At 69.1% G+C, this 21,513-nt stretch carries 22 protein-coding genes; 7 read left to right on the forward strand and 15 right to left on the reverse strand.

Going from position 1 to position 21,513, the window contains the following annotated elements; all coding sequences use genetic code 11:
* Positions 1-42: 42 nt before the first annotated feature.
* Positions 43-1,479, forward strand: a complete 1,437-nt coding sequence (locus AC3A6X_RS24565) for a methyl-accepting chemotaxis protein (protein WP_487844645.1) — start codon at positions 43-45, stop codon at positions 1,477-1,479.
* A 149-nt stretch (positions 1,480-1,628) separates the two neighbouring features.
* On the opposite strand, the gene AC3A6X_RS24570 is transcribed toward AC3A6X_RS24565, so the two are convergent.
* The 3 genes from AC3A6X_RS24570 to AC3A6X_RS24580 all read right to left on the reverse strand — a co-directional run bounded on the left by AC3A6X_RS24570 (position 1,629) and on the right by AC3A6X_RS24580 (position 4,826).
* Positions 1,629-2,468: a tetratricopeptide repeat protein gene (locus AC3A6X_RS24570; protein ID WP_487844646.1), complete on the reverse strand. Its 840-nt coding sequence runs from the start codon at positions 2,466-2,468 to the stop codon at positions 1,629-1,631.
* 84 nt (positions 2,469-2,552) lie between these two features.
* Complete coding sequence (gene ku / locus AC3A6X_RS24575) at positions 2,553-3,500, reverse strand: non-homologous end joining protein Ku (protein ID WP_487844728.1); 948 nt, start codon at positions 3,498-3,500, stop codon at positions 2,553-2,555.
* 165 nt (positions 3,501-3,665) lie between these two features.
* On the reverse strand, positions 3,666-4,826 hold the full coding sequence (locus AC3A6X_RS24580) for an ABC transporter substrate-binding protein (protein ID WP_487844647.1): 1,161 nt from the start codon (positions 4,824-4,826) through the stop codon (positions 3,666-3,668).
* Positions 4,827-5,032: 206 nt separating this feature from the next.
* Between AC3A6X_RS24580 and AC3A6X_RS24585 the strand changes: the two genes are divergently transcribed.
* Positions 5,033-5,470 (forward strand): hypothetical protein, encoded by a 438-nt coding sequence (locus AC3A6X_RS24585; RefSeq protein WP_487844648.1) that lies wholly within the window; start codon positions 5,033-5,035, stop codon positions 5,468-5,470.
* On the opposite strand, the gene trmB is transcribed toward AC3A6X_RS24585, so the two are convergent.
* The 4 genes from trmB to AC3A6X_RS24605 form a co-directional block, all read right to left on the reverse strand.
* A complete protein-coding gene (trmB, locus tag AC3A6X_RS24590) occupies positions 5,467-6,201 on the reverse strand; it encodes a tRNA (guanosine(46)-N7)-methyltransferase TrmB (RefSeq protein ID WP_487844729.1) in 735 nt (244 codons plus the stop codon). The two genes, AC3A6X_RS24585 and trmB, sit on opposite strands and share 4 nt — an antisense overlap.
* Complete coding sequence (gene gluQRS / locus AC3A6X_RS24595) at positions 6,201-7,115, reverse strand: tRNA glutamyl-Q(34) synthetase GluQRS (RefSeq protein ID WP_487844649.1); 915 nt, start codon at positions 7,113-7,115, stop codon at positions 6,201-6,203. Before gluQRS ends, trmB begins: the two co-directional genes overlap by 1 nt.
* A gap of 16 nt (positions 7,116-7,131) precedes the next feature.
* The gene (locus tag AC3A6X_RS24600) at positions 7,132-8,202 is read right to left on the reverse strand and encodes an NAD(P)/FAD-dependent oxidoreductase (protein WP_487844650.1); all 1,071 of its coding nucleotides are present in this window, start codon (positions 8,200-8,202) and stop codon (positions 7,132-7,134) included.
* A 77-nt stretch (positions 8,203-8,279) separates the two neighbouring features.
* Positions 8,280-9,233 (reverse strand): LysR family transcriptional regulator, encoded by a 954-nt coding sequence (locus AC3A6X_RS24605; protein WP_487844651.1) that lies wholly within the window; start codon positions 9,231-9,233, stop codon positions 8,280-8,282.
* Between the two features lie 158 nt (positions 9,234-9,391).
* Between AC3A6X_RS24605 and AC3A6X_RS24610 the strand changes: the two genes are divergently transcribed.
* The 4 genes from AC3A6X_RS24610 to AC3A6X_RS24625 all read left to right on the forward strand — a co-directional run bounded on the left by AC3A6X_RS24610 (position 9,392) and on the right by AC3A6X_RS24625 (position 12,261).
* Positions 9,392-10,093, forward strand: a complete 702-nt coding sequence (locus AC3A6X_RS24610; protein WP_487844652.1) for a pirin family protein — start codon at positions 9,392-9,394, stop codon at positions 10,091-10,093.
* Positions 10,094-10,141: 48 nt separating this feature from the next.
* Positions 10,142-10,582 (forward strand): DoxX family protein, encoded by a 441-nt coding sequence (locus AC3A6X_RS24615; protein ID WP_487844653.1) that lies wholly within the window; start codon positions 10,142-10,144, stop codon positions 10,580-10,582.
* A gap of 37 nt (positions 10,583-10,619) precedes the next feature.
* Positions 10,620-11,171 carry a flavodoxin family protein gene (locus AC3A6X_RS24620; protein ID WP_487844654.1) on the forward strand — a complete coding sequence of 184 codons (552 nt, stop codon included), beginning with the start codon at positions 10,620-10,622 and terminating at the stop codon, positions 11,169-11,171.
* A 172-nt stretch (positions 11,172-11,343) separates the two neighbouring features.
* On the forward strand, positions 11,344-12,261 hold the full coding sequence (locus tag AC3A6X_RS24625) for a pirin family protein (protein WP_487844655.1): 918 nt from the start codon (positions 11,344-11,346) through the stop codon (positions 12,259-12,261).
* Positions 12,262-12,292: 31 nt separating this feature from the next.
* Here the strand turns inward: AC3A6X_RS24625 and AC3A6X_RS24630 are convergent, their stop codons facing one another.
* Entirely contained in the window at positions 12,293-13,078 is a 786-nt protein-coding gene (locus AC3A6X_RS24630) for a sulfurtransferase (protein ID WP_487844656.1), read from the reverse strand.
* 63 nt (positions 13,079-13,141) lie between these two features.
* Between AC3A6X_RS24630 and dnaE the strand changes: the two genes are divergently transcribed.
* Positions 13,142-16,642 (forward strand): DNA polymerase III subunit alpha, encoded by a 3,501-nt coding sequence (dnaE, locus tag AC3A6X_RS24635; protein ID WP_487844657.1) that lies wholly within the window; start codon positions 13,142-13,144, stop codon positions 16,640-16,642.
* 30 nt (positions 16,643-16,672) lie between these two features.
* Here dnaE and tolA read toward each other — a convergent pair whose 3' ends face one another.
* From tolA to ribH, 7 genes are read right to left on the reverse strand one after another with little or no spacing between them, the layout of a single operon-like run.
* Positions 16,673-17,638, reverse strand: coding sequence for a cell envelope integrity protein TolA (gene tolA / locus AC3A6X_RS24640; RefSeq protein ID WP_487844658.1), 966 nt, complete (start codon positions 17,636-17,638; stop codon positions 16,673-16,675).
* Positions 17,639-17,641: 3 nt separating this feature from the next.
* Positions 17,642-18,079 carry a biopolymer transporter ExbD gene (locus AC3A6X_RS24645; protein WP_106558769.1) on the reverse strand — a complete coding sequence of 146 codons (438 nt, stop codon included), beginning with the start codon at positions 18,077-18,079 and terminating at the stop codon, positions 17,642-17,644.
* A 17-nt stretch (positions 18,080-18,096) separates the two neighbouring features.
* Entirely contained in the window at positions 18,097-18,813 is a 717-nt protein-coding gene (tolQ, locus tag AC3A6X_RS24650; RefSeq protein WP_106558768.1) for a protein TolQ, read from the reverse strand.
* Positions 18,810-19,274, reverse strand: a complete 465-nt coding sequence (locus AC3A6X_RS24655) for a YbgC/FadM family acyl-CoA thioesterase (protein ID WP_309962057.1) — start codon at positions 19,272-19,274, stop codon at positions 18,810-18,812. Before AC3A6X_RS24655 ends, tolQ begins: the two co-directional genes overlap by 4 nt.
* Entirely contained in the window at positions 19,271-20,470 is a 1,200-nt protein-coding gene (locus AC3A6X_RS24660) for a pyridoxal phosphate-dependent aminotransferase (RefSeq protein ID WP_309962059.1), read from the reverse strand. The genes AC3A6X_RS24655 and AC3A6X_RS24660 overlap by 4 nt, the downstream gene beginning before the upstream one ends.
* Positions 20,467-21,000, reverse strand: a complete 534-nt coding sequence (nusB, locus tag AC3A6X_RS24665; protein WP_106558765.1) for a transcription antitermination factor NusB — start codon at positions 20,998-21,000, stop codon at positions 20,467-20,469. Before nusB ends, AC3A6X_RS24660 begins: the two co-directional genes overlap by 4 nt.
* Before the next feature lie 11 nt (positions 21,001-21,011).
* Positions 21,012-21,482: a 6,7-dimethyl-8-ribityllumazine synthase gene (gene ribH, locus AC3A6X_RS24670; protein WP_309962061.1), complete on the reverse strand. Its 471-nt coding sequence runs from the start codon at positions 21,480-21,482 to the stop codon at positions 21,012-21,014.
* Between the last annotated feature and the right edge of the window lie 31 nt (positions 21,483-21,513).

Below are 21,513 nucleotides of genomic sequence, written 5' to 3' on the forward strand. Positions count from 1 at the left end.
TCATGACCAGGCCCCGCATTCGGCGGCCGTCGAGGAACAAGCATGCGGAATATGAAGATCGCGACCCGCCTCGGGTGGGGTTTCGGGATCGTCCTGCTGTTGATGGCAGTGACGATCACGATGGGCATGGTGCGTCTGCGCGGCATGGCCGAGATCCACGAACGGGCCCAGGCCGCGCAGCAGGAAGCACTGCAGGGCGGCATCCGGCAGCTGGCGCAGGGCACCCCGGCGCCGGATGCGATGCACAAGCAGCTCACGGCCCTGGCCGAGTTGCAAGACCGGCGGGACCGGGCCACGGCTGCCGAGCTGGAGCAGTCCATCGACGGCACGCGCTGGCTGTTGATCGGGCTGGGCGTGCTCGCGTTGGCAACGGGCATCGGCTGGACCGTCGGGCTGGTGCGCAGCATCGTCCGGCCGCTGGACGAGGCCATCTTCATCGCCGAGACGGTGGCCGCCGGCGACCTCAGCAAGGAATTCGAAACCGAGCGCGGCGGCGAGTTCGGCCGCCTGCTGCGGGGAATGGGCGAGATGGAGGACACGCTGACCGACGTGGTGACACGCATCAAGGAGTCCACCGATTCGATCGTGACGGCGTCGCGGGAGATCGCCGCGGGCAACCAGGACCTGTCCTCGCGCACCGAGGAGCAGGCCAGCGCGCTGGAGCAGACGGCAGCCTCGATGGAAGAGCTGACCTCCACCGTCAAGCAGAACGCCGACAACGCGCGGCAGGCCAATCAGCTGGCCCTGTCGGCCTCCGACGTGGCGGTCAAGGGCGGCAATGTGGTCAGCCAGGTGGTGGACACGATGGCCTCGATCAATGCCTCGTCCAGGAAGATCGTCGACATCATCGGCGTGATCGACGGCATCGCCTTCCAGACCAACATCCTGGCGCTCAATGCCGCGGTGGAAGCGGCGCGTGCCGGCGAGCAGGGCCGCGGCTTCGCGGTGGTGGCCTCCGAAGTGCGCAACCTGGCCCAGCGCTCGGCCGCAGCAGCCAAGGAGATCAAGGGCCTGATCGACGACTCGGTCGGAAAGGTCGATGCCGGCAGCGCGCTGGTCGGCGAAGCCGGCAAGACCATGGGAGAGATCGTGGGTAGCATCAAGCGCGTGACCGACATCGTCGGCGAGATCACCGCGGCGAGCCACGAGCAGACCCAGGGCATCGAGCAGATCAACCAGGCGATCACGCAGATGGACCAGGTCACGCAGCAGAACGCGGCGCTGGTCGAAGAGGCGGCCGCGGCGGCCGCGTCGATGCAGGAGCAGGCCGGCAAGCTTTCGCAGGTGGTCGGCACCTTCAAGCTGGATGACGACGAAGCGCCGCCCGCGCCCGCGCTCGCGCCGGTGATGCCGGTGCCGGTCCGGCCGGTCCCCCAGGCCGCTGCGCGCGCGAAGCCGCCCGTCCAGCGCATCGCCGCCGCGCCACCGCGCAAGCCTGCGGCGGCCCTGCCTGCCGGCGGCGACTGGGAAAGCTTCTAGCCCCGGCACACTTTCGAGCGGCCAAGAAAAAACCCGCCGAAGCGGGTGAAGGACAGCCCTGATTGAGGGAGGAGGGAGGAGAAGAACGGGCTGCCGATACGCAGTGTCCGCCCCCAGTCTTAGGGGAAACTTAAGCTTGGCCGGGACGCTCAACGGGTCAGTCGCCGGTACGCATTGAGGTGTCGCAGCGCGCCGCGGGCATCGCCGAAGAGCTCCTGCAGCCGGCCCAGGTTGTAGTGCGCGTCGGCGAAGTCCGGGTCGAGCTGCAGGCTGCGCTCGTAGTTCAGCGCAGCGATGCGCAGGCGCCCGAGCTCCTCGAGCGCGATGGCGTGGTTGAAGAACAGCAGGGCGGAGTGCGGGCAGCGGGGCAGTGCGTACTCGTGGAGCTGGACCGCGTCCTCGTAGCGCTGCAGGTCGCAGAGCAGGGCGCCGAGATTGACGTAGGCGTCGACGTGGTCGGGCGCTGCGGCGATCGCCGCGCGGTAGGCCGCTTCGGCGCCGGCCGGGTCGGTGCTCTCCAGCGCCTCCCCGTCGGCCAACAGTTGCCACGCGTCGGCGTCGGCGTCGCCGGACGTCGGGGCCGGGCCCGGCGCCAGGAAGGCCACGCTGCCGTCGACCGGCGCGACCTCGAAGTCCAGCAGCAGCTGCCCCGAGCCCGCTTCCCAGGTGCTGTGGCGATCGCGCACGGCCACGTCGGTACCCACGGCCGTGATGCGCATGCCCGTCAGCGGCAGCTCGCCCGGCAGCGTCGCGCGCAACTGGCGCAGCGAGCGCAGGATCTTGCGCGGCGGGATCTGCGCCTCCTGCAGCCCCTGGGCGGTGCGCAGCAGCATCAGGTCCTGGAAGCTGAAGCGGAACTCGTTGCGTGCGCCGCGCGTCGGCGTGACGAAGCCCGCGTGTACGAGGCGCTGGATCGCGATGCGCGACATGCCGAGCATCTGCTGCACGCGCCGCATGGTGTACGGCGACGCGGCTGCGGCAGCGCTCATCAGGTAGCCTCCGCGCTACGCGCTGCGGTGCGAGCGCCTTCGGGCGGCCGGGCGGCGCTCATCGAACAGGCTCCCCCAGGCTTGTCACCCCTTCCTGGCCCGCGCGCGGGCCGGCGTCGCGGCGGCTTCGTCGCTCTTGGCAGCCCGCTTGGCCGACTTTCTTTCGCCGGCCTCGAACATCGGGGAGACGTTCTCTCGCGCTGCTTTCGTTGCGGTCTTGCCGGGGGCGGCAGGTGCTGCGGTGGAGGGGCGCGGCTTCTTGCCGAGGCTGGCCTTGAGCGCATCCATCAGGTCGATGACCTGGCCGCCGCCACCCGTCTCTTCGGCACGGGCGGAGGCGACGATGTGCTTGCCGGCGATCTTCTCGTCGATCGCCGCGAGCACGCGCTTCTTTTCCTCGTCCTGGTACTGGCTCGGGTCGTATTCGTCTTCCGAGATCTGCTCGATCAGTTGCAGCGCGAGCTGCAGCTCCGCCTGGGAGACGCTGACCTTCTCGATGTCGAGCTCCTTCATCGAGCGCACCTCGTCGGCATAGAGGAGCTGCTGCAGGATCAGGCCGTCTTCCGCGGGCCGGATCTGCACGACGTACTGCTTCGCCTTCCACGACCACTTGGCCAGGGCGCAGCGCCCGCTCTTGCGCATGGCTTCCGAGAGCAGGGCATAAGGCTTGCCGCCGCGCTTGTCGGGGGCCAGGAAGTAGGCCTTGTCGTAGTAGATGGGATCGACGGCGCTCTCGGGTATGAAGGCCGTGATCTCGACGATGTGGCTGCTGCCTTCCTCGAGCGCCTTGAGCTCGTCGGGCGCGAAGAGCACGAAGCGGTCCTTCTCGAACTCGTAGCCCTTCACCATCTCGGATCGCGGCACCACGCTCTGGTCCTTCTCGGACACGTACTGCTGCTTGACGCGGGAGCCGTCCTTGGTCAGCAGGTTGAACCTGACGGTGGCGGCGCTCTCGGTCGCCGAATAGAGACGCACGGGGATGGAGACCAACCCGAAACTCAGCGTCAGCGAGGCAATGGAACGTGCGGCCATGGTGTGGTCCTTCGCGCCCGGATGGCGGGTGCCGCGGGCGGGGTGCCGCGGCATCGCCAAATCCTATGCGCTGGGCGGCGGGCTGTCACGTAGGACGTTGCCTGCGTCCCACTGCGCTTGGCAACCCGTAGCCCCGCAGTCCCGCGTGAGCCGCGTGAGCCGCGCCTAGCGCAGCACCCGCCCGTCCGCCGTGATGCTGATCAGGTCGATGGTGCGCTGCGGGTCGCGCAGGCCCGGCCGCAGGTTGATGCGGAAGCCGCCGACGTCGTAGTCGGTCATGCCCGCCATCACCCGCTGCAGGCTCGCTGCCGTGAAGGCGTGCCCCGCGCGGCGCACCGCCTCGCCGGCGGCCTTGGCGGCGATGAAGCCTTCGAGGCCTTCGTAGGAGGCCGTCTGATCCGAGCTGTCGATGGCCGCGAGGTACTCCTTGACGATCGGGATGGCCGGAGAGCGCGGCGAGGGCACCACCTGCGCGATCACGATTCCGCGGATGTCCTTGCCCAGCGTCGCGTAGAGCGGGTCGATGCCGACGATCGAGAAGGCCATGAAGCTGCCGCCGTAGCCGCTCCTTCGCAGCTTGCGGATGGCTTCGGCGGTGGTGCCCGAGAGCGACACCAGCACGATGGCCTGTGGAGAGGTCTTCAGCACGTCCTCCAGTGCGGCGTCGAGCTTGCCGCCGGAGGTCGGCACCAGCGCGCTGGCCACCAGCGCGCCGAGCTTCTGATCGGTCATGGCCTGCTGCACGGCGGCCAGGCCGGCGCGGCCCATGGCGTCGTCGTCGCCCACCAGCGCGATGCGGTTCTGCCCCACGGTCGCGCACTGGCGCACGATCTTGATGGCCTCGTCGGCCATGCTGGGGCGCACATGGAATACGTTGGGATGGGCGGCCGTGCGCAGGCCGTCGGCGGCGGCGAAGGGCGCGAACAGCACCGTGCCCTGCTGGGCCGCGGCCTTGGCGCCAGCCTCGCTGCTGGCGGTGCCGACGAAGCCGAACAGCATGTCGGCCTTGTCGTTGACCAGCAGGGTGCGCGCATTGGCGGCGGCGCGCTGGGCGTCGTAGCCGTCGTCGAGCTGCACCAGCTTGAGCTGCAGGCCGCTGGCTGCGTTGGCATCGTTGAACTGGGTCGCATAGAGCCGGCAGCCCGCCGCGAAGGCCAGGCCGATCTCGCTGGCCGCGCCGGTCAGCGGAATCGACTGCCCGAGGATCACCGTGCGGGCTGCGGCTCGGCCGGTCTGCGCCTGGGCGAGCCTGCTGCCGGCCAGTCCACCGCCCAGCAGCAGCGCCGCACCCGCCTTGCCCAACAAGAGCCTGCGTGACCGATCCATTGGAAACCTTTCGCTACATTGATCAAAAAATGTAGCAACTTCGATGCCTTAGACGAAGGTAGTAAGTCACGTGGGGCCACAGTTCCGTGGCCTGCGTACGTCAATGATTGTTAACTTTTGTTTTTGGTCTGTGGCTTTTTACACGCGGCAAAAGAGGGCTGCGATGGCAACATCCTGGTCGATCCGGATGTCCTCCCGGCCACCAAATGAAGAAAAAGCCCTCCGATATCGCCCTGCTGGAAAGCGCCCTCTCCACCATCGAGCAGGTGCTGGCGCGCGCCGACAGCGACATGCAAGGTGCGCCGTACCTCGGCCCCACCACCCACCAGCCGCTGGACGCCCTACAGCGCTCCGACTCGACCGGCGGCGACAATCGTTTCCGGACCAGCGCCGCGCAGTCGGCGATCAACATCTGCCTGAGCTCGGCCGCTGCGCTGATCGACGTGAGCCAGGCGCTGATGAACCGCAGCGTCGACCGCTCGCCCCAGACCCTGGAGCGCGAGTGGCAGACCATCATTGCCCACACCAAGATCGCGAGCCGCTCGGCCTATCGCGCGGCGCTGATCATGGCGGCGCAGAAGCACGTGCTGGAGGCGCAGGGCGAACGGCAGTCCGAGAACGTCTACAGCGGGCTTGCGCACTAGACGCGCTCGAACACCAGATCCCACACCCCGTGGCCCAGCTTGAGGCCGCGGTTCTCGAACTTGGTGAGCGGCCGGTAGTCCGGCTTGGGCGCATAGGCAGCGGCCGTGTTGCGCAGCAGCGGCTCCTGCGACAGCACCTCCAGCATCTGCTCGGCATAGGGCTGCCAGTCGGTCGCGCAGTGCAGATAGCCGCCGGGCGCCAGCCGGTCGGCCAGCTTGCGCACCAGGGGCGGCTGGATCAGGCGGCGCTTGTTGTGCCGCTTCTTGTGCCAGGGGTCGGGGAAGAACACATGCACCCCGGCGAGCAGGCCGGGCAGCAGCATGTGGTCGAGCACCTCGACGGCGTCGTGCGCGCAGATGCGGATGTTGGAGAGCTGCTGCTCGCCGATGCGCTTGAGCAGCGCGCCGACGCCGGGCTCGTGGACTTCGCAGCACAGGAAATTGATCTCCGGCTTCAGCGCGGCGATGTACGCCGTGGCCTCGCCCATGCCGAAGCCGATCTCCAGCACGGTGGGCGCGGCGCGGCCGAAGGCGGCCTCGAGGTCCAGCGGCTCGGCCCGGTAGGGCAGCAGGAAGATGGGGCCCAGCTCGGCAAAGGCGCGTGCCTGGCCGTCGGTGGTGCGCCCCGCGCGCCGGACGAAGCTCTTCAGGCGGCGGTGCAGGGGATGCGGCGGGGTGTCGTCGGAGGGCGGGGCTCCATCGTGCGTGGGGTCGTTGTCGGGCAGGGTGATCACGGGCGCGGATTGTAAAGAGCGCGCCAACCCTCGACCCATCCGCCCAGGGCTTCGGCAGGGGTCGATGCCTTCGTTGCAGGCAGGCCCAGCACCTGCGCGGCGGCATTCAGCGCGGCAACAGCGGCAGCGGGCGTGGCGGTGTCGATGGGTGTGGCACCGTTCTGCTTCGACAGTTTTTCGCCATCGCTGCCGAGCACCAGCGGCGTGTGCAGGTAGCGCGGCTGGGGCAGCCCCAGCGCGCGTTGCAGCAGGATCTGGCGTGCGGTGTTGTCGGCCAGATCGACGCCGCGCACCACGTCGGTCACGCCCTGGTCGGCATCGTCGACCACCACGCAGAGCTGGTAGGCCCAGGGCCCGTCCGCCCGCTTGAGCACGAAGTCGCCGACCTCGTGCGCGACGTCCTGGTACTGGCAGCCGAGGCGGCGGTCGGTCCAGCAGAGCCGCTTCGACGTCCGGGCCGCCTCGTACTGCTCGGCGGCGAAGCGCCAGGCGCGCGGCGGCTTGCCGTGCAGGCCGTCGCGGCAGGTGCCCGGGTACACGCGCTCGCCGTGGCGGTGGTGCTTCTCGCCGCGCAGCGCGAGCGCCTCGTCGATGTCCTTGCGCGAGCAGCCGCAGGGGTAGGCCAGCTGCAGGGCCTTGAGGTGCTCGAGGGCACGCGCGTAGAGCGCAGCGCGCTGCGTCTGCCAGACCGGCCGCGCGTCGGGCAGCAGGGCGCAGTCGGCCAGTTGCGACAGGATGTGCTCGCCCATGCCGGGCAGGCAGCGCTCGGTGTCGGCATCCTCGATGCGCACCAGCCAGCGCGCCTGCGGGCCGCGGGCGCGCACGTCGAGCCAGCTCGCGAGCGCCGCGACCAGCGAGCCGGCATGCAGGGGACCGGTGGGTGAGGGCGCAAAGCGGCCGACGGCAGTCATGGCGCGCACGTCCGGATCAGGCCACCTTCAACGCCAGGCTGAGGCCCGACAGGAATGCATCCTCCACGCGGTGCCCGGTACACCAGTCGCCGGCCACCCCCACGCGGACCTTGGCGTCCCACAGATGCGGCGCGCCGACCGGCACCTGGGTCTGCGCTTCGGGCCAGCAGCGGGCCTGCGCATGCGAAGGCGTGGCGCGGATGCCGGTGATTTCGGAGAAGGCGCGCAGCAGCTTGGCCTCGACACGCGCGGCATCGTCGCGCAGGTGCTCCTTGGACCAAGTCGGGCTCGCCTGCAGGGTCCAGCGCTCGATGCGCTCGCGACCCGGCTTGGAGGACTCGCGCGCCAGCCAGGCCACGCGATGGTGGTTGCTGCGCGCCGCGTTCCACTGCGGGCCCAGGTGCGGCAAGGTCGGCTGGCTGGCCTGCGGGAAGGCGATCATCAAGGTCCAGCAGGGCGCGATGCGCACCGCCTCGATCGTCTCGCGCAGCATCGCCATTGCCGCGCTGCCACCGAGCAGGGCGCGCGCGCTTCCGGGCGGCACGGCCAGCAGGACGGCATCGAAGCCCGAATAGACGTGCTGCGCCTCCTCGGCGCCCTCGGTGCGCAACTGCCAGCGCTGCGCATCGAGCGCATCCGGCTCGATGGAAGTCACGCGGGTGCGGGGGATGAGCGCATCGCCCAGCGGCGCCGCCCAGTGCGCGACCAGGGCGTCCATGCCGGGCTGCGCCACCCAGTGCTGCTCGAGGCCGGGCAGGGCGGCCTCGGCCACGCGGCCGTGGGCGTCGAGCACGCGCACGAGGTTGGCGCTCCAGGGCCGGCAGCAGGCGTTGGCGGTCTCGAGGGCGCGGGCGAAGCGCGCGTCGCGCACGGTGAAGTACTGGGCGCCGCTGTCGAAGCTGCCGAAGGGCGTGGATTCGCTCGCCATGCGGCCGCCGGGCGCGGCCTCGCGTTCGAACACGCTGACGCGGTGCCCGGCCTGGACCAGGGTGCGGGCGCAGGCCACGCCGGCCATGCCGGCACCGACGATGGCGTAGTGGCGCGAAGCGGGGGATCGGTGGCGGTCGGCGGGCGGGCGAAGGATCATGGTGCTGTCTCGGGTCGGTGGTTGGCGGGCAGAGCTGACTCTAACCGGCCCGGCGCGCCCGCCTTTCTTCACTTTCTTCATCGCCCGCGATGGCGTTCCAGCAGCGCGCGGCGCGTGCCCTCGTGCTCGAACTGCTCGAGCCACCATTTCAGCGCGCGCCCCGGCTTGCCCGCGGTGCGCTCGCGCCAGGCGCAATGCATGGTGGCCAAGGGCGGCGCGCGCTCGGTCTTGAGCTCGACCAGGTGGCCGGCCTCGATGTAGGGCCGCGCCATGGGCTCCGGCAGGAAGCCGCCGCCGAGGCCATGCAACTGCGCGGCCAGCTTGGCCTGCGTGGAGGGCACGGTGAGCACGTCCTGCCCGCTCACCAGGTTGACCGTCATGCCCCGGCCCAGCCGCGTCGAGTCGGCGGCGGCCACGGCGCGATGCTGGCGCAGCATGGCGTCGGACAGCGGCACGTCGATGCGTGCGAGCGGGTGGTGCGGTGCCACGGCATAGACGAAGCGCAGGTTGCCCAGCGGCCGGCTGCGGATGCCCATGGTGCCGAAGGCCAGGCTGGACGCGTCCAGCACGGCGCCCACGGCGAGGTCGGCCTCGCCTCGGGTCACCGCCTCGATGGTGCCCAGCAGGGTCTCGTCGCGCAGCTTGAGCCTCGTGGGCGGGTCGAGGGCGAAGAAGGCGGTGGCCAGGTCGAGCATCGGGTCGCGCGCGATCACGCTGTCCATCGCGATGGTGAGCATCGGCTCCCAGCCGGTTGCGACCCGCTTGACCCGGTTGGCCACCGCATCGATCTCGTTCAACAGCCATGAAGCCTCGCGCAGCAGCTCGGCGCCGGCCTCGGTGAGGCGCGCCTGCCGCGCGCTGCGGTCGAAGAGCAGCACGTCCAGCGCGTCCTCGATCTGGCGCACGCGGTAGCTCAGGGCGCTGGGCACCAGGTCCAGCCGGCGCGCGGCGGCGGCGAAGCTGCCGGCGTCGACCACGGTCTGCAGCATCGCGAGGGCATCGGGCGTGAGGACGTCGCGGGGACTGTGCATGGTGCAAAAACCCTTCAAAAAATTTGAATGATGCCATCAAATCCAAGCGCTTTCGAGCTCGCAGCAGGGCCCTAAAGTTCATGCCATCCGCTGCGCATCCGGCGCGGCATACGAAGGCTCCGCGCAGATTCTCAGGCGCCGGGCCAGGAGGTTCAGAGATGTTGAAGGTTCGTAAATCCCAGGAGCGCGGTTATGCCGATCATGGCTGGCTGCGTTCCTTCCACAGCTTTTCCTTCGCGGGCTACTACGACCCGGCCTACATGGGCTGGGGCAACCTGCGGGTGATCAACGAGGATCGTGTCGCCGCCGGTGCCGGTTTCGGCACGCACGGCCACCGGGACATGGAGATCATCAGCTACGTGCTCTCGGGCGAGCTGGCCCACAAGGACAGCATGGGCAATGTCGAGTCGATCCCGCCCGGCGACGTGCAGCGCATGAGCGCGGGGCGCGGCGTGATGCACAGCGAGTTCAACCACAAGGCCGACGAGACCACGCATTTCCTGCAGATCTGGATCGAGCCCAACGTGCGCGGCATCGCGCCGGGCTACGAGCAGAAGGCCTTTCCCGATGCCGACAAGCGCGGCCGCCTGCGCCTGGTGGCTTCGCCCGACGGCGCCGAGGGTTCGGTGCTGGTGCATGCCGATGCGCGGCTGTACGCAGGCCTGCTCGACGGCGACGAGAAGGCCGGGCTGGCGCTCGACCCGGAGCGCAAAAGCTATGTGCATCTCGTGAAGGGCGAGCTCGAGGTCAACGGCACGAAGCTTGCGACCGGCGATGCAGCGCTGATCGAGCGCGAATCGCAACTCACGCTCGGCGCCGGCAAGAACGCCGAGGTGCTGGTGTTCGACCTCGCGGCCTGAAGGCCGCCACCTTTTCTTTTTTTCATCAACCAGAGGAGTTTCTTTCCCATGTCCACCACCACTGCATCGACCTTTGCCGCACCGGCCACTGCCAGCGCCGCCCAGGACACGCTGGCCCTGATCGGCCGCGTGCTGATCGCGCTGCTCTTCGTGCCGGCCGGCTTCGGCAAGCTCATGGGCTTCGCCGGCACCGTCGGCTATATCGGCTCGGTCGGGCTGCCGCTGCCGCAGCTGGGCGCCGCCATCGCAATCGTCGTGGAGCTCGGCGTCGGCCTGATGTTCCTCGTGGGCTACAAGACGCGCATCGCCGCCATCGTGCTCGCGCTGTTCACCGTCGCGGCCAGCATCTTCTTCCACAACTACTGGGCCATGCCGGCCGACAAGGCCTTCGTGAACCAGCTGATGTTCTTCAAGAACATCGCAGTGGCGGGCGGCCTGCTGGCCTTCGCTGCCATCGGCGCCGGCCGCTTCAGCATCGACAAGCGCTGAGCACCAATCGGCATTCGCCGATCGCCAATAATCCCGCATGACCGACATCGTTGTTGTTTTTCATTCGGGATACGGCCACACGCAGCGCGTCGCGCAGGCGGTGGCCGATGGCGCGCAGGCCCGGCTGCTGCAGATCGACGCCGACGGCAACCTGCCGTCCGAGGGCTGGGATCTGCTGGCCGCGGCCGACGCGATCATCATGGGCTCGCCCACCTACATGGGCGGCGTGAGCTGGCAGTTCAAGAAGTTCGCCGACGCCTCCTCCAAGGTCTGGTACGTCCAGGGCTGGAAGAACAAGCTCTTCGCCGGCTTCACCAACAGCGCCGGCATGAACGGCGACAAGGACGCCACGCTGACCTACCTGTGGCACTTCGCCAGCCAGCACGGCGGGCTGTGGGTGCCGATCGGCATGAAGCCGAGCAACGACAAGGCGGCGCGGCGCGATTCGATCAACTACGTCGGCGGCTACAACGGGCTCTTGACCACGTCGCCGAGCGATTCCAGCCCGGCGGAGATGGCCAAGGGCGACCTCGAGACCGCGATTGCCTTCGGCGAGCATGTGGCAGAAGTGGCAAGATCCCGGAGGTAGGCTCTCCCCCAGGTTGGCTCACTTCGTGTAGCCGCCCACCCCCTCACCGGGGGCAACACCAGCGGGCCGGCAAAGCCGGTTCCGCGGTGTTCCCCGACCTTCGTGCCACGGCCGTGTTGCGCGAGGGCTTGGACGCTGGAACCCTTCCCGAACCATTTGACGGAGAACCACGATGACCGAAGCACTTCTGCTCCAAGCGCATGACAAGGACCTGGGCGGAGGCTTCAAGGTCCGACGCTTGCTGCCTGCGGCCAAGCGGCGCTCGGTCGGCCCCTTCGTGTTCTTCGACCATTTCGGGCCGGCCACCGAGACGCCGGGCAACGAGCACGACGTGCGGCCGCATCCGCACATCGGCCTGGCCACCGTCACTTATCTGTTCGAGGGCGCGATGATGCACCGCGACAGCCTGGGCGTGGTGCAGGAGATCCGCCCCGGCGCGATCAACTGGATGACGGCCGGCCGCGGCATCGTGCACTCCGAGCGCAAGCCCGAGCCGTTGCTCGATGCCACCTACGTCAACCACGGCCTTCAGCTCTGGGCCGCGCTGCCGCAGGCCTTCGAGGAGGTCGAGCCCAGCTTCTCGCACACCGCGGCCGACCAGATCCCGGCCGTCGAAGTGCAGGGCGTGGCGGTGCGGGTGCTGGTGGGCGAGGCCTTCGGTGCAAGCTCGCCCGTCAAGACTTATTCGAAGACGCTCTACCTCGACCTGGCCTTGCCGGCCGGCGCGCGCTTCGAGCTGCCCGCGCTGGCCGACGAAATGGCCGTCTACGCGATCGACGGGCCCCTGCGGCTCGACGGCGCGCCGGTGGCGCAGCACCAGATGGCCACGCTGCCGGACGGCCAGGGCGGCGTGCTGGAGGCCGACGATGCGGTGCGCATCGTGATCATCGGCGGCGAGCCGCTCGATGGCCCGCGCTACATCACCTGGAACTTCGTCTCCAGCCGCCGCGAGCGCATCCTGGAAGCCGGCGATGCCTGGGCCGCGCAGCGCATGGGCCAGGTGCCGGGCGAGACCGAGTTCATCCCGCTGCCGGGGCATCCGTTCAAGGTGCAGGGGCAGGAGCCGGATGTGAAGACGACGCCTGTTTGAAGGCTGCGGACGCGGGCGGCAGTGCGATCCATCAGCCTTTGATCGCCAGATCCGGATCCTCCGCCGCCCGGGCGCTCGCCCGGTTCGAGCGCGCACTCAAATCAGGCGCCAGCGTCTCGCGCCCGTCGAACACGAAGCACTCCCCGCGGTAGTGCGCCCCGCCCACCTGTTCGAAGTACTTGAGGATGCCGCCCTCGAGCTGCAGCACGTCGGCCAGGCCTTCCTCACGCATCAGGATCGCGGCCTTCTCGCAGCGGATGCCACCGGTGCAGAAGCTCACCACCGTCTTGCCGGCCAGTTGCTCGCGGTGCGTCCGCAGCGCTTTCGGGAACTCGGTGAACTTGTGGATGCGCCAGTCGATCGCGCCTTCGAAGCTGCCGTGGTCGACCTCGAAGGCGTTGCGCGTGTCGAGCAGCGCGATGGGTTTTCCGGCGTCGTCATGCCCCTGGTCGAGCCAGCGCTTGAGCGTGGGCGCGTCCACGCTGGGGGCGCGGCCGGCGGCGGGCTGGATGGCGGGGTGGTCCATGCGGATGATCTCGCGCTTGAGCTTGACCAGCATGCGCCGGAAGGGCTGGGCCTCGGACCAGCTCATCTTGGCTTCCAGGTCGGCGAAGCGCGCATCGGCACGCAGGGTGTCGAGAAAGGATTCCACCGCAGCGGCTGTACCGGCAACGAACAGGTTGATGCCCTCCGGTGCCAGCAGGATGGTGCCCTTGAGCCCGAGCGCATGGGTGCGCGTGCGCAGCGCGTCGCGCAGGGCCTCGCCGTCCTCGATGGCGACGAACTTGTAGGCCGCGATATTCAAAATCTCTTGCACGGGGGCGGATTGTAGGGATCGCCAACTCACAGGGTGGAAGGGGGGCTTTCTACAATCGAGCCCATGTTCGTTCACCTGCGCCTGCACACCGAGTTCTCCGTCGTCGACGGCACCAATCGCATCGATGAAGTCGTCAAGGCCGCCGCCGCCGACAAGCAGCCCGCGCTGGCGATCACCGACCTCAACAACCTCTTCGGCGGCGTCAAGTTCTACAAGGAAGCGCGCGGCAAGGGCGTCAAGCCGGTGCTGGGCGCGGAGGTCTTCGTCGACGGCCTGGGGGCCGAGCCCGGCGTGCTCACGCGCATGCTGCTGCTGGTGCAGAACTTCGAAGGCTACCTGCACCTCTCCGAGCTGCTGGCGCGGGCCTGGACCCAGAACGTGGGCCGCGGGCAGGCGCAGGCGGTCTGCAAGCTGGCCTGGATCGAAGAGCTCCAAGGCGGCCTGATCGCGCTGTCGGGCGCGCAGGCCGGCCCGCTGGGCGCGCCGCTCCTGCAGGGTCAGGCCGAGCGCGCGGCCGAGGTCGCGCTGCAGCTTGCGGGCCTGTTCCCGCACCGCTTCTACATCGAGCTGCAGCGCGCCGGCCGTCCCGAGGACGAGCCGCACGTGGTGGCCGCGGTGCAGCTGGCCGCGCGCCTGAACCTGCCGGTGGTCGCCACGCATCCCGTGCAGTTCGCGACCGCCGAGGACTTCGAGGCGCACGAGGCGCGCGTGTGCATTTCCGAGGGCGAGATCCTCGGCAACGCGCGCCGCGTGCGCCGCTTCACGCCGCAGCAGTACTTCAAGTCCGCAGCCGAGATGGCGCAGCTCTTCGCCGACGTGCCCAGCGCCATCGCCAACACGGTGGAGATCGCCAAGCGCTGCAACCTCACGCTCACGCTGGGCAAGCCGAGGCTGCCCGACTTCCCGACGCCCAACGGCATGCCGATCGAGGAGTACTTCCGCCATGCCTCCTTCGAGGGCCTGGAGGAACGCCTCGCGCACCTGTACCCCGATGCCGCCAAGCGCGATGCCGAGCGCCCGCGCTACGTCGAGCGCCTCGAGTTCGAGATCAACACCATCCTCAAGATGGGCTTCCCGGGCTACTTCCTGATCGTGGGCGACTTCATCAACTGGGCCAAGAAGAACGGCTGCCCGGTGGGCCCGGGCCGGGGCTCGGGCGCCGGCTCGCTGGTGGCGTATGCGCTGAAGATCACCGACCTGGACCCGCTCGAATACAAGCTGCTGTTCGAGCGCTTCCTGAACCCCGAGCGCGTGTCGATGCCCGACTTCGACATCGACTTCTGCCAGGGCAACCGCGACCGCGTGATCGACTACGTGAAGGACAAGTACGGCCGCGACGCCGTGAGCCAGATCGCGACCTTCGGCACCATGGCCGCGCGCGCCGCCATCCGCGACGTGGGCCGCGTGCTCGACATGAGCTACACCTTCTGCGACGGCATCAGCAAGCTGATCCCGAACAAGCCGGGCATGTCGGTGACGCTGCAGTACCCGCCCGTGCCCAAGCTCGAGGGCGACAAGAACAACTACGCCATCGAGATGGAGCCGCAGCTGGCGGCGCGCATCGAGAAGGAGGAAGAAGTCCGCATGCTGGTCGAGCTGGCGCAGAAGCTCGAAGGCATGACGCGCAACATCGGCATGCACGCCGGCGGCGTGCTGATCGCGCCGGGCAAGCTCACCGACTTCTGCCCGCTCTACCAGCAGCCCGGCAGCGACTCGGCCGTGAGCCAGTACGACAAGGACGACGTGGAGGCCATCGGCCTGGTCAAGTTCGACTTCCTGGGCCTGGCGACGCTGACCATCCTGGAGATCGCCAAGGAGTTCATCGTCCAGCGCCACAAGGGCCAGGAGGGCTTCGCCTACGAGAACATCCGGCTCGACGACACGTCCACCTACAAACTCTTCGCCGAGGGCAAGACCGAGGCCGTGTTCCAGTTCGAATCGCGCGGCATGCAGGGCATGCTGAAGGACGCGCGGCCGACGCGGCTGGAAGATCTCATCGCGCTGAACGCGCTGTACCGCCCGGGCCCGATGGACCTGATCCCCAGCTTCGTCGCGCGCAAGCACGGCCGCGAGCCGGTGGAGTACCCGCATCCGCTGGTGGAGGAAATGCTCTCGGAGACCTACGGGATCATGGTCTACCAGGAGCAGGTGATGCAGACCGCGCAGATCCTGGGCGGCTACTCGCTCGGCGGCGCCGACCTGCTGCGCCGCGCGATGGGCAAGAAGAAGGCCGAGGAGATGGCCGAGCACCGGCTGACCTTCCGTGCGGGCGCGGCCAAGAACGGCATCAGCGAGGAGAAGGCCGACGAGATCTTCGACCTGATGGAGAAGTTCGCGGGCTACGGCTTCAACAAGTCGCATGCGGCGGCCTACTCGCTGCTGGCCTATCACACGGGCTGGCTGAAGGTCCACTACACGGCCGAGTTCTTCTGCGCCAACATGACCGTGGAAATGGACGACACCGACAAGCTCAAGGTGTTGTTCGAGGACGCGCAGAAGAACTTCGGCATGACCTTCGAGCCGCCGGACGTGAACCGCGGCAACTACCGCTTCGAGCCGGTGACTGACAAGGTGATCCGCTACGGCCTGGGCGCCGTCAAGGGCACCGGCCAGCTCGCGGTGGAAGCGGTGGTGCGGGCGCGGGAGGAGGGCGGGCCCTTCAAGAGCCTGTTCGACTTCTGCGTGCGGGTGGACCGCCAGCGCATCAACAAGCGCACGGTGGAGGCGCTGATCAAGGCCGGCGCCTTCGATGCGCTGCAGCAGAATCGCGCGGCGCTGGTGGCCTCGATCGACCGCGCATTCGAGTTCGCGAGCGCCACCGAGGCCAACGCGGCGCAGGCCGACATCTTCGGCGAGTGCGAGCACGGCTCGGCCACGCAGGAGCCCGAGCTGGTCGACGCCACGCCCTGGGGCGTGAAGGAGCGCCTGACGCTGGAGAAGACGGCCATCGGCTTCTATCTCTCGGGCCACCTGTTCGACGAGGTGGCGCACGAGGTGCGGCGCTTCTGCAAGCGCGAGATCGACGACCTGATCGACAGTCGCGAGCAGCAGGTGATCGCAGGCATCGTGAGCGACATGCGCGTGATCAACGGGCAGCGCGGCCGGCTGGCGATCTTCAAGCTGGACGACAAGTCCGCCTCCATCGAGGCCACGGCCGACGAGGCGCTGATCAACAACAACCGCAACACGCTGAAGGACGACGAGCTGGTCATCGTCAGCGGGCGCCTGCAGCCCGGCCGCGGCGGCTTCGAGGCGCGCTTCCAGGTGCAGCAGGTGTGGGACCTGGCCACCGCGCGCTGCCGCTTCGGCAAGTTCCTGCGGGTGTCGGTCAACGGCAAGGCGCCCGACATCGCGCGCCTGGTGCGCGAGTTCCCGCCGCGCACCGAGCAGAGCGAGCACGGCGAGCTGCTGCAGGGGCTGGCGGTGCGCCTGTCGATGGCGCGCGGTGGGGCGCAGGTGGAGCTGCAGCTGGGCGAGCGGGCGAAGTTCTTCCCGACCGATGCGGCGCTGGCGAGCTGGATGGCGCAGGCGGAGGCGGGGAAGGCGGCGGTGGTGTACGAGTAGCGGCGCTGCTGGAGCGCGTGGAGGGCAGCCTCAGCCGCGCTTCGGCCGCAGCGTGACGATCAGGCGCGGCGGCACGGTGCCGTCGACGTCGCGCGGCAGCTTCTCGGTCTTCTGCAGCGCGCGCAGCGCAGCCTCGTCCCAGTTCGGCAGCCCGCTGGTCTTGACCAGCGTCGGCGTGCCGACGATGGTGCCGTCGGGTGCCAGCCGCACGTCGAACTCGGCGCCGGGGTTGCCGCTGACCAGCTCCGCCTCGGGGAACACCACATTCGGCCGCACGGCCGCAGCGACCTTGCCGCCGTAGCTGCCCGAGGGGCCCGAGGAGCGTGCGGCGTTGCCTTCGCCGCCGGTGCCGGCCATGGCCTGCATGCGCTTGAGCGTGGCCGCGCGGTCAGCCGACGCCTGAGCGGCGGCCTTCGCTTCAGCCTCTTTCTTCTTGGCGGCCTCGGCTTCCTGCTTCTTCTTGGCCTCGGCCAGCTTCTGCTGCTGTTCCTTCTTGCGCTCGGCCTCGTCCTCGGCGCGCTCGCGCTCCTTCGCTTCCTGTTCCTTCTTTTCCTGTGCGGCCTTGCGGGCGGCTTCGAGCTTCTTCTGCTGCTGTTGCTTGGCCACTTCCTCTTCGCGTTCGCGCTCCTTCTGCTCCTTGAGCTTCTTCTCGCGCTCCAGCGCAATGTCGGGTTGCTTGGGCGGCGGCGGGGCGGGTTCAGGCGGCCGAGCGGCCTGGGGCGGCGGGGGAGGAGGTGGTGGCGGCGGCGGTGCCGGCGTGGGGGCGGGCGCCGGCGGCGGCGGCGTGGGCGCCACCGCGCGCGGCGCTGCCTGCTGGATGGTCGAGGACCACAGCTCGGCCTCGACCGCGTCGTTCTCGGCCTCGCGCCGCCAGCTCACGCCCCAGGTCAGCGCGATGATCAGCAGGGCATGGGCGATCAGTGCCAGCAGGACTGCACGGAAGGTGCCGCGCTGCGGCGGCGGCGCGAACTCGGGACGGTCGGCGGCCAGCGACATGGCTTACTTGGCGCCCGTGGTCTGCACCGAGAGGCCGACGCGCTCGATGCCGCTGGCCTTGAGCTGGTTCATCGCCTTGACCACCGTTTCGTACTTGACCGACTTGTCGGCGCTGATGACCACCGGCCGCTGCGCATCGCCGCTCTGCGCGGTGCGCGCGGCGCTGCCGATCTGCGTCATGGGGATCGAGAGGGCGCCGGTGCCGGTGGACGCGTCTTTCTTGATCTGGACCTCGTCGTCGCTCTTGATCACGATCTCGACCGGCCGGTCGGGCTGCTTGTTGGCGCGGTCCACCGTGGGCAGGTTGATCACGCTGGGCGTGATCAGCGGCGCCGTGACCATGAAGATGATCAGCAGCACCAGCATCACGTCGATGAACGGGACCATGTTGATCTCGTTGATCGTTCGGCGGCCGCGGCCGCGGGAGGACATGGCGGGCATGGTGCTTTCTCCGGCTGTCAGCGCACCGTGGCCGGGCCCATCTGCGATGGGTTGACGACGTGGGCGGTCAGGTTGCGCTGCAGGATGTTCGAGAACTCCTCGATGAAGGTCTCGAGGCCGATCGCGATCTTGTCGATCTCACGGGCGAAGCGGTTGTAGGCGACCACGGCCGGGATGGCGGCGAACAGGCCGATCGCGGTGGCAACCAGTGCCTCGGCGATGCCGGGCGCCACGGTCGCGAGCGTCACCTGCGCCAGCGCGGCCAGGCCGGTGAAGGCATGCATGATCCCCCACACCGTGCCGAACAGGCCGACGTAGGGCGAGACCGAGCCGACCGTGGCGAGGAAGGAGAGGTTCTGTTCCACCGCGTCGAGCTCGCGCTGGAAGCTCGCGCGCATCGCGCGGCGCGCGCCGTCGAGCAGGGTGACGGCGTCGGACACATGGCGCTCGCGCAGCTTCTGGTACTCGCGCATCCCGGAGGCGAAGATGCGCTCCATCGGGCCGGCGAACTTGGCGTGCTGGGCGGCCGAGGAGAACAGCTCGTTCAGACTGGTGCCCGACCAGAACTCGCGTTCGAAGTCTTCATTGAGCGAGCGCGTGCGCTTGAGCGAGAAGTACTTGCGGAAGATGGCGGCCCAGCTGGCGATCGAGACCACGATCAGCAGGAGCACGACGAGCTGCACCGGAAGGCTGGCATGCAGCAGGAGGGAAAGGATCGAGAGTTCTTGATTCATGACTTCTGGGGTTGAGACATGGAGCCCGCGTAGCGCGCAAGGGTTCCCGAAACCTGCGCCGGGATGCGCGCGGGCCGCAGCGTGTCGGCGTGGACCCAGCCGATGCGGATGCTGCCTTCGCAGAGCACCGGGGCATCGGCCGTCGGATCGGCAGTGGGGGCGTGGGCTGGCCGGGCCAGCACGCGCTGGCCGATTATCAGGGACGCCGAGCCGATCTGGCGCAGCTCGGCGGTCACCAGCAGCTCGTCGTCGAGCCGGGCCGGCCGATGGTACTTGAGCTGGGTTTCGCTGACGACGAAGATGCCGCCGGTTTCTTCGCGCAGCTGGCGCTGCGCAATGCCCAGCGAGCGCAGCCACTCGGTGCGGGCACGCTCCATGTACTTGAGGTAGTTGGCGTAGAACACGATGCCGCCGGCATCGGTGTCCTCCCAGTAGACGCGGATGGGAAAGGCAAAGCTCATGCGGGAACGGCGGCACCCGCCCAGGCCCGCAGGCGCTCCACCGACTCCTGCAGGTGCGCCATCGAGCTGGCGGTCGAGAAGCGGACGAAGCGGGCGGTCTCGGCCGAGCCGAAGTCGCGGCCGGGCGTGACGGCGAGATGGGCCTTCTTCATTGCCTCGAAAGAGAAATCCCAGCTGTTGGCGATGCCCAGGCGCTCGGCGAAGGCGGAACAGTCGGCCCACGCGTAGAAGGCGCCGTCGGGCACCACGGGCACCTTGAAGCCGAGCGCCTCGAGCTGCGGAATGAACCAGTCGCGCCGGGCCTTGAACTCCGCGCGGCGGCGCTCGTACTCGGCGATGCTCTCGGGCTCGAAGCAGGCCAGGGCCGCGTACTGCGAGACCGTGCTGGCGCAGATGAAGAGGTTCTGCGCGAGGCGCTCGACCACCGGCACCAGCGGTTCGGGCACCACCAGCCAGCCCAGGCGCCAGCCGGTCATGCTGAAGTACTTGCTGAAGCTGTTGATGCTGATGATCTGGTCGTCGATGCCGAGCGCGCTCTGGCCGAATGTCTCGTCGTAAGAGAGCCCCAGGTAGATCTCGTCGATCAGCGTGATGCCGCCGCGCCGCGTCACCACCTCGTGGATGCGGCGCAGCTCGCCCGGCTCGATGGAGGTGCCGGTGGGATTGGAGGGCGAGGCCAGCAGCACGCCGCGCGTGCGCTCGGTCCAGGCAGCCTCGACCTTGGCGGCGCTGAGCTGGAAGCGCTCCTCGGCCGTGGTCGGGATCAGCACCGCGCGGCCGTCGGCGGCGCTCACGAAGTGGCGGTTGCAGGGGTAGCTGGGGTCGGGCAGCAGGATCTCGTCGCCGGCCTCGATCAGCGCCAGGCAGGCCAGCTGCAGCGCGGCCGAGGCGCCGGCGGTGACCACGATGCGGCGCGCCGGCACGTCGACGTTGAAGCGCTCCCGGTACCAGCCGCTGATGCGCTCGCGCAGGACCTCGAGGCCGGTGGCGTGCGTGTACTGGGTGGCGCCGGCGCGCACGGCGCGAAGGGCCGCTTCCTGCACCGGCAGCGGCGCGGTGAAGTCGGGCTCGCCGATGTTGAGGAAGATCATCGGCCGGTCGGTGTGCGCGACCTCGCGCGCGACGGCCGAGGCCGCCTTGGCGACCTCCATCACGTAGAAGGGCTCGATGCGCTCGGCGCGCTTCGAAATCCTCATGGCCTGGCCTTGCCGCTCGCGCGATCCGCTTCCACTTCGGCCGGCCGCAACTGCGGCGCGAGGCCGTTGAGCACCGCGTTCACGTACTTGTGGCCGTCGGTGCCGCCGAACTCCTTGGCGAGCTCGATGCATTCGTTGAGCACCACGCGCCAGGGCACGTCGAGGCAGTGCTGGAACTCGTAAACGCCGATCCACATCACGGCATGCTCGATGGGGGAGATCTCCTCGAGCTTGCGGTCGAGCAGGGGCACGATCAGCGCATCGAGTTCCTGCGCGGCGGCGATGGCGCCGTGCAGCAGCGCGTCGTAGTGCGCCGCGTCGGCCTTGTGGAAGCCGGCCAGGTCGCGGGTGAACTGGTCGATGGAGACGGCGTCGTTGCGCCCCACCAGATGCTGGTAGAGCGCCTGGAGCGCGAACTCGCGCGCGCGGCTGCGCGTGGATTTGGCGGAGGCCTTGCGTGCGCCGGTGCTGGTGAGCCCGGTGCGCGACTGGCGCGGGCGCTCGCCGCTGGTCTTGGTGTCGTCGGTCATGAAGAAGTGGATCAGGGCCTGGTGGCAGACCCGAGGAGCCGCGCCATCTCGACCGCCACGCGCGCCGCGTCGCGGCCCTTGTCGGTCTGGCGTGCGAGTGCCTGGTCGAGGTTCTCGGTGGTGAGGATGGCGTTGGCGACCGGAATGCGGTGGTCGAGCGCGACGCGGCTCACGCCGGCGCCGGATTCGTTGGCCACCAGCTCGAAGTGGTAGGTCTCGCCGCGGATGATGCAGCCCAGCGCGATCAGCGCGTGGTAGCGCTTGCGCTCGGCCATCGCCTGCAGCGCGATGGGCACCTCGAGCGCGCCCGGCACGCTCATCCGGTCGATGTCGTCGGCCGCCACGCCGAGCTGCTCGAGCTCGCCGAGACAGGCCTTGGCCAGCGCGTCGGTGATGTCCTCGTTGAAGCGCGCCTGCACGATGCCGATGCGCAGGCCCTTGCCGTCGAGCGCGGCGGCGCTGCCCTTGTTCGCGTCCTGCATCAGTGTTCCTGCCTTCCTGGGGTTGTCTTGT

The sequence above is a fragment of the Variovorax sp. Soil_C_12 genome, assembly GCF_057657375.1.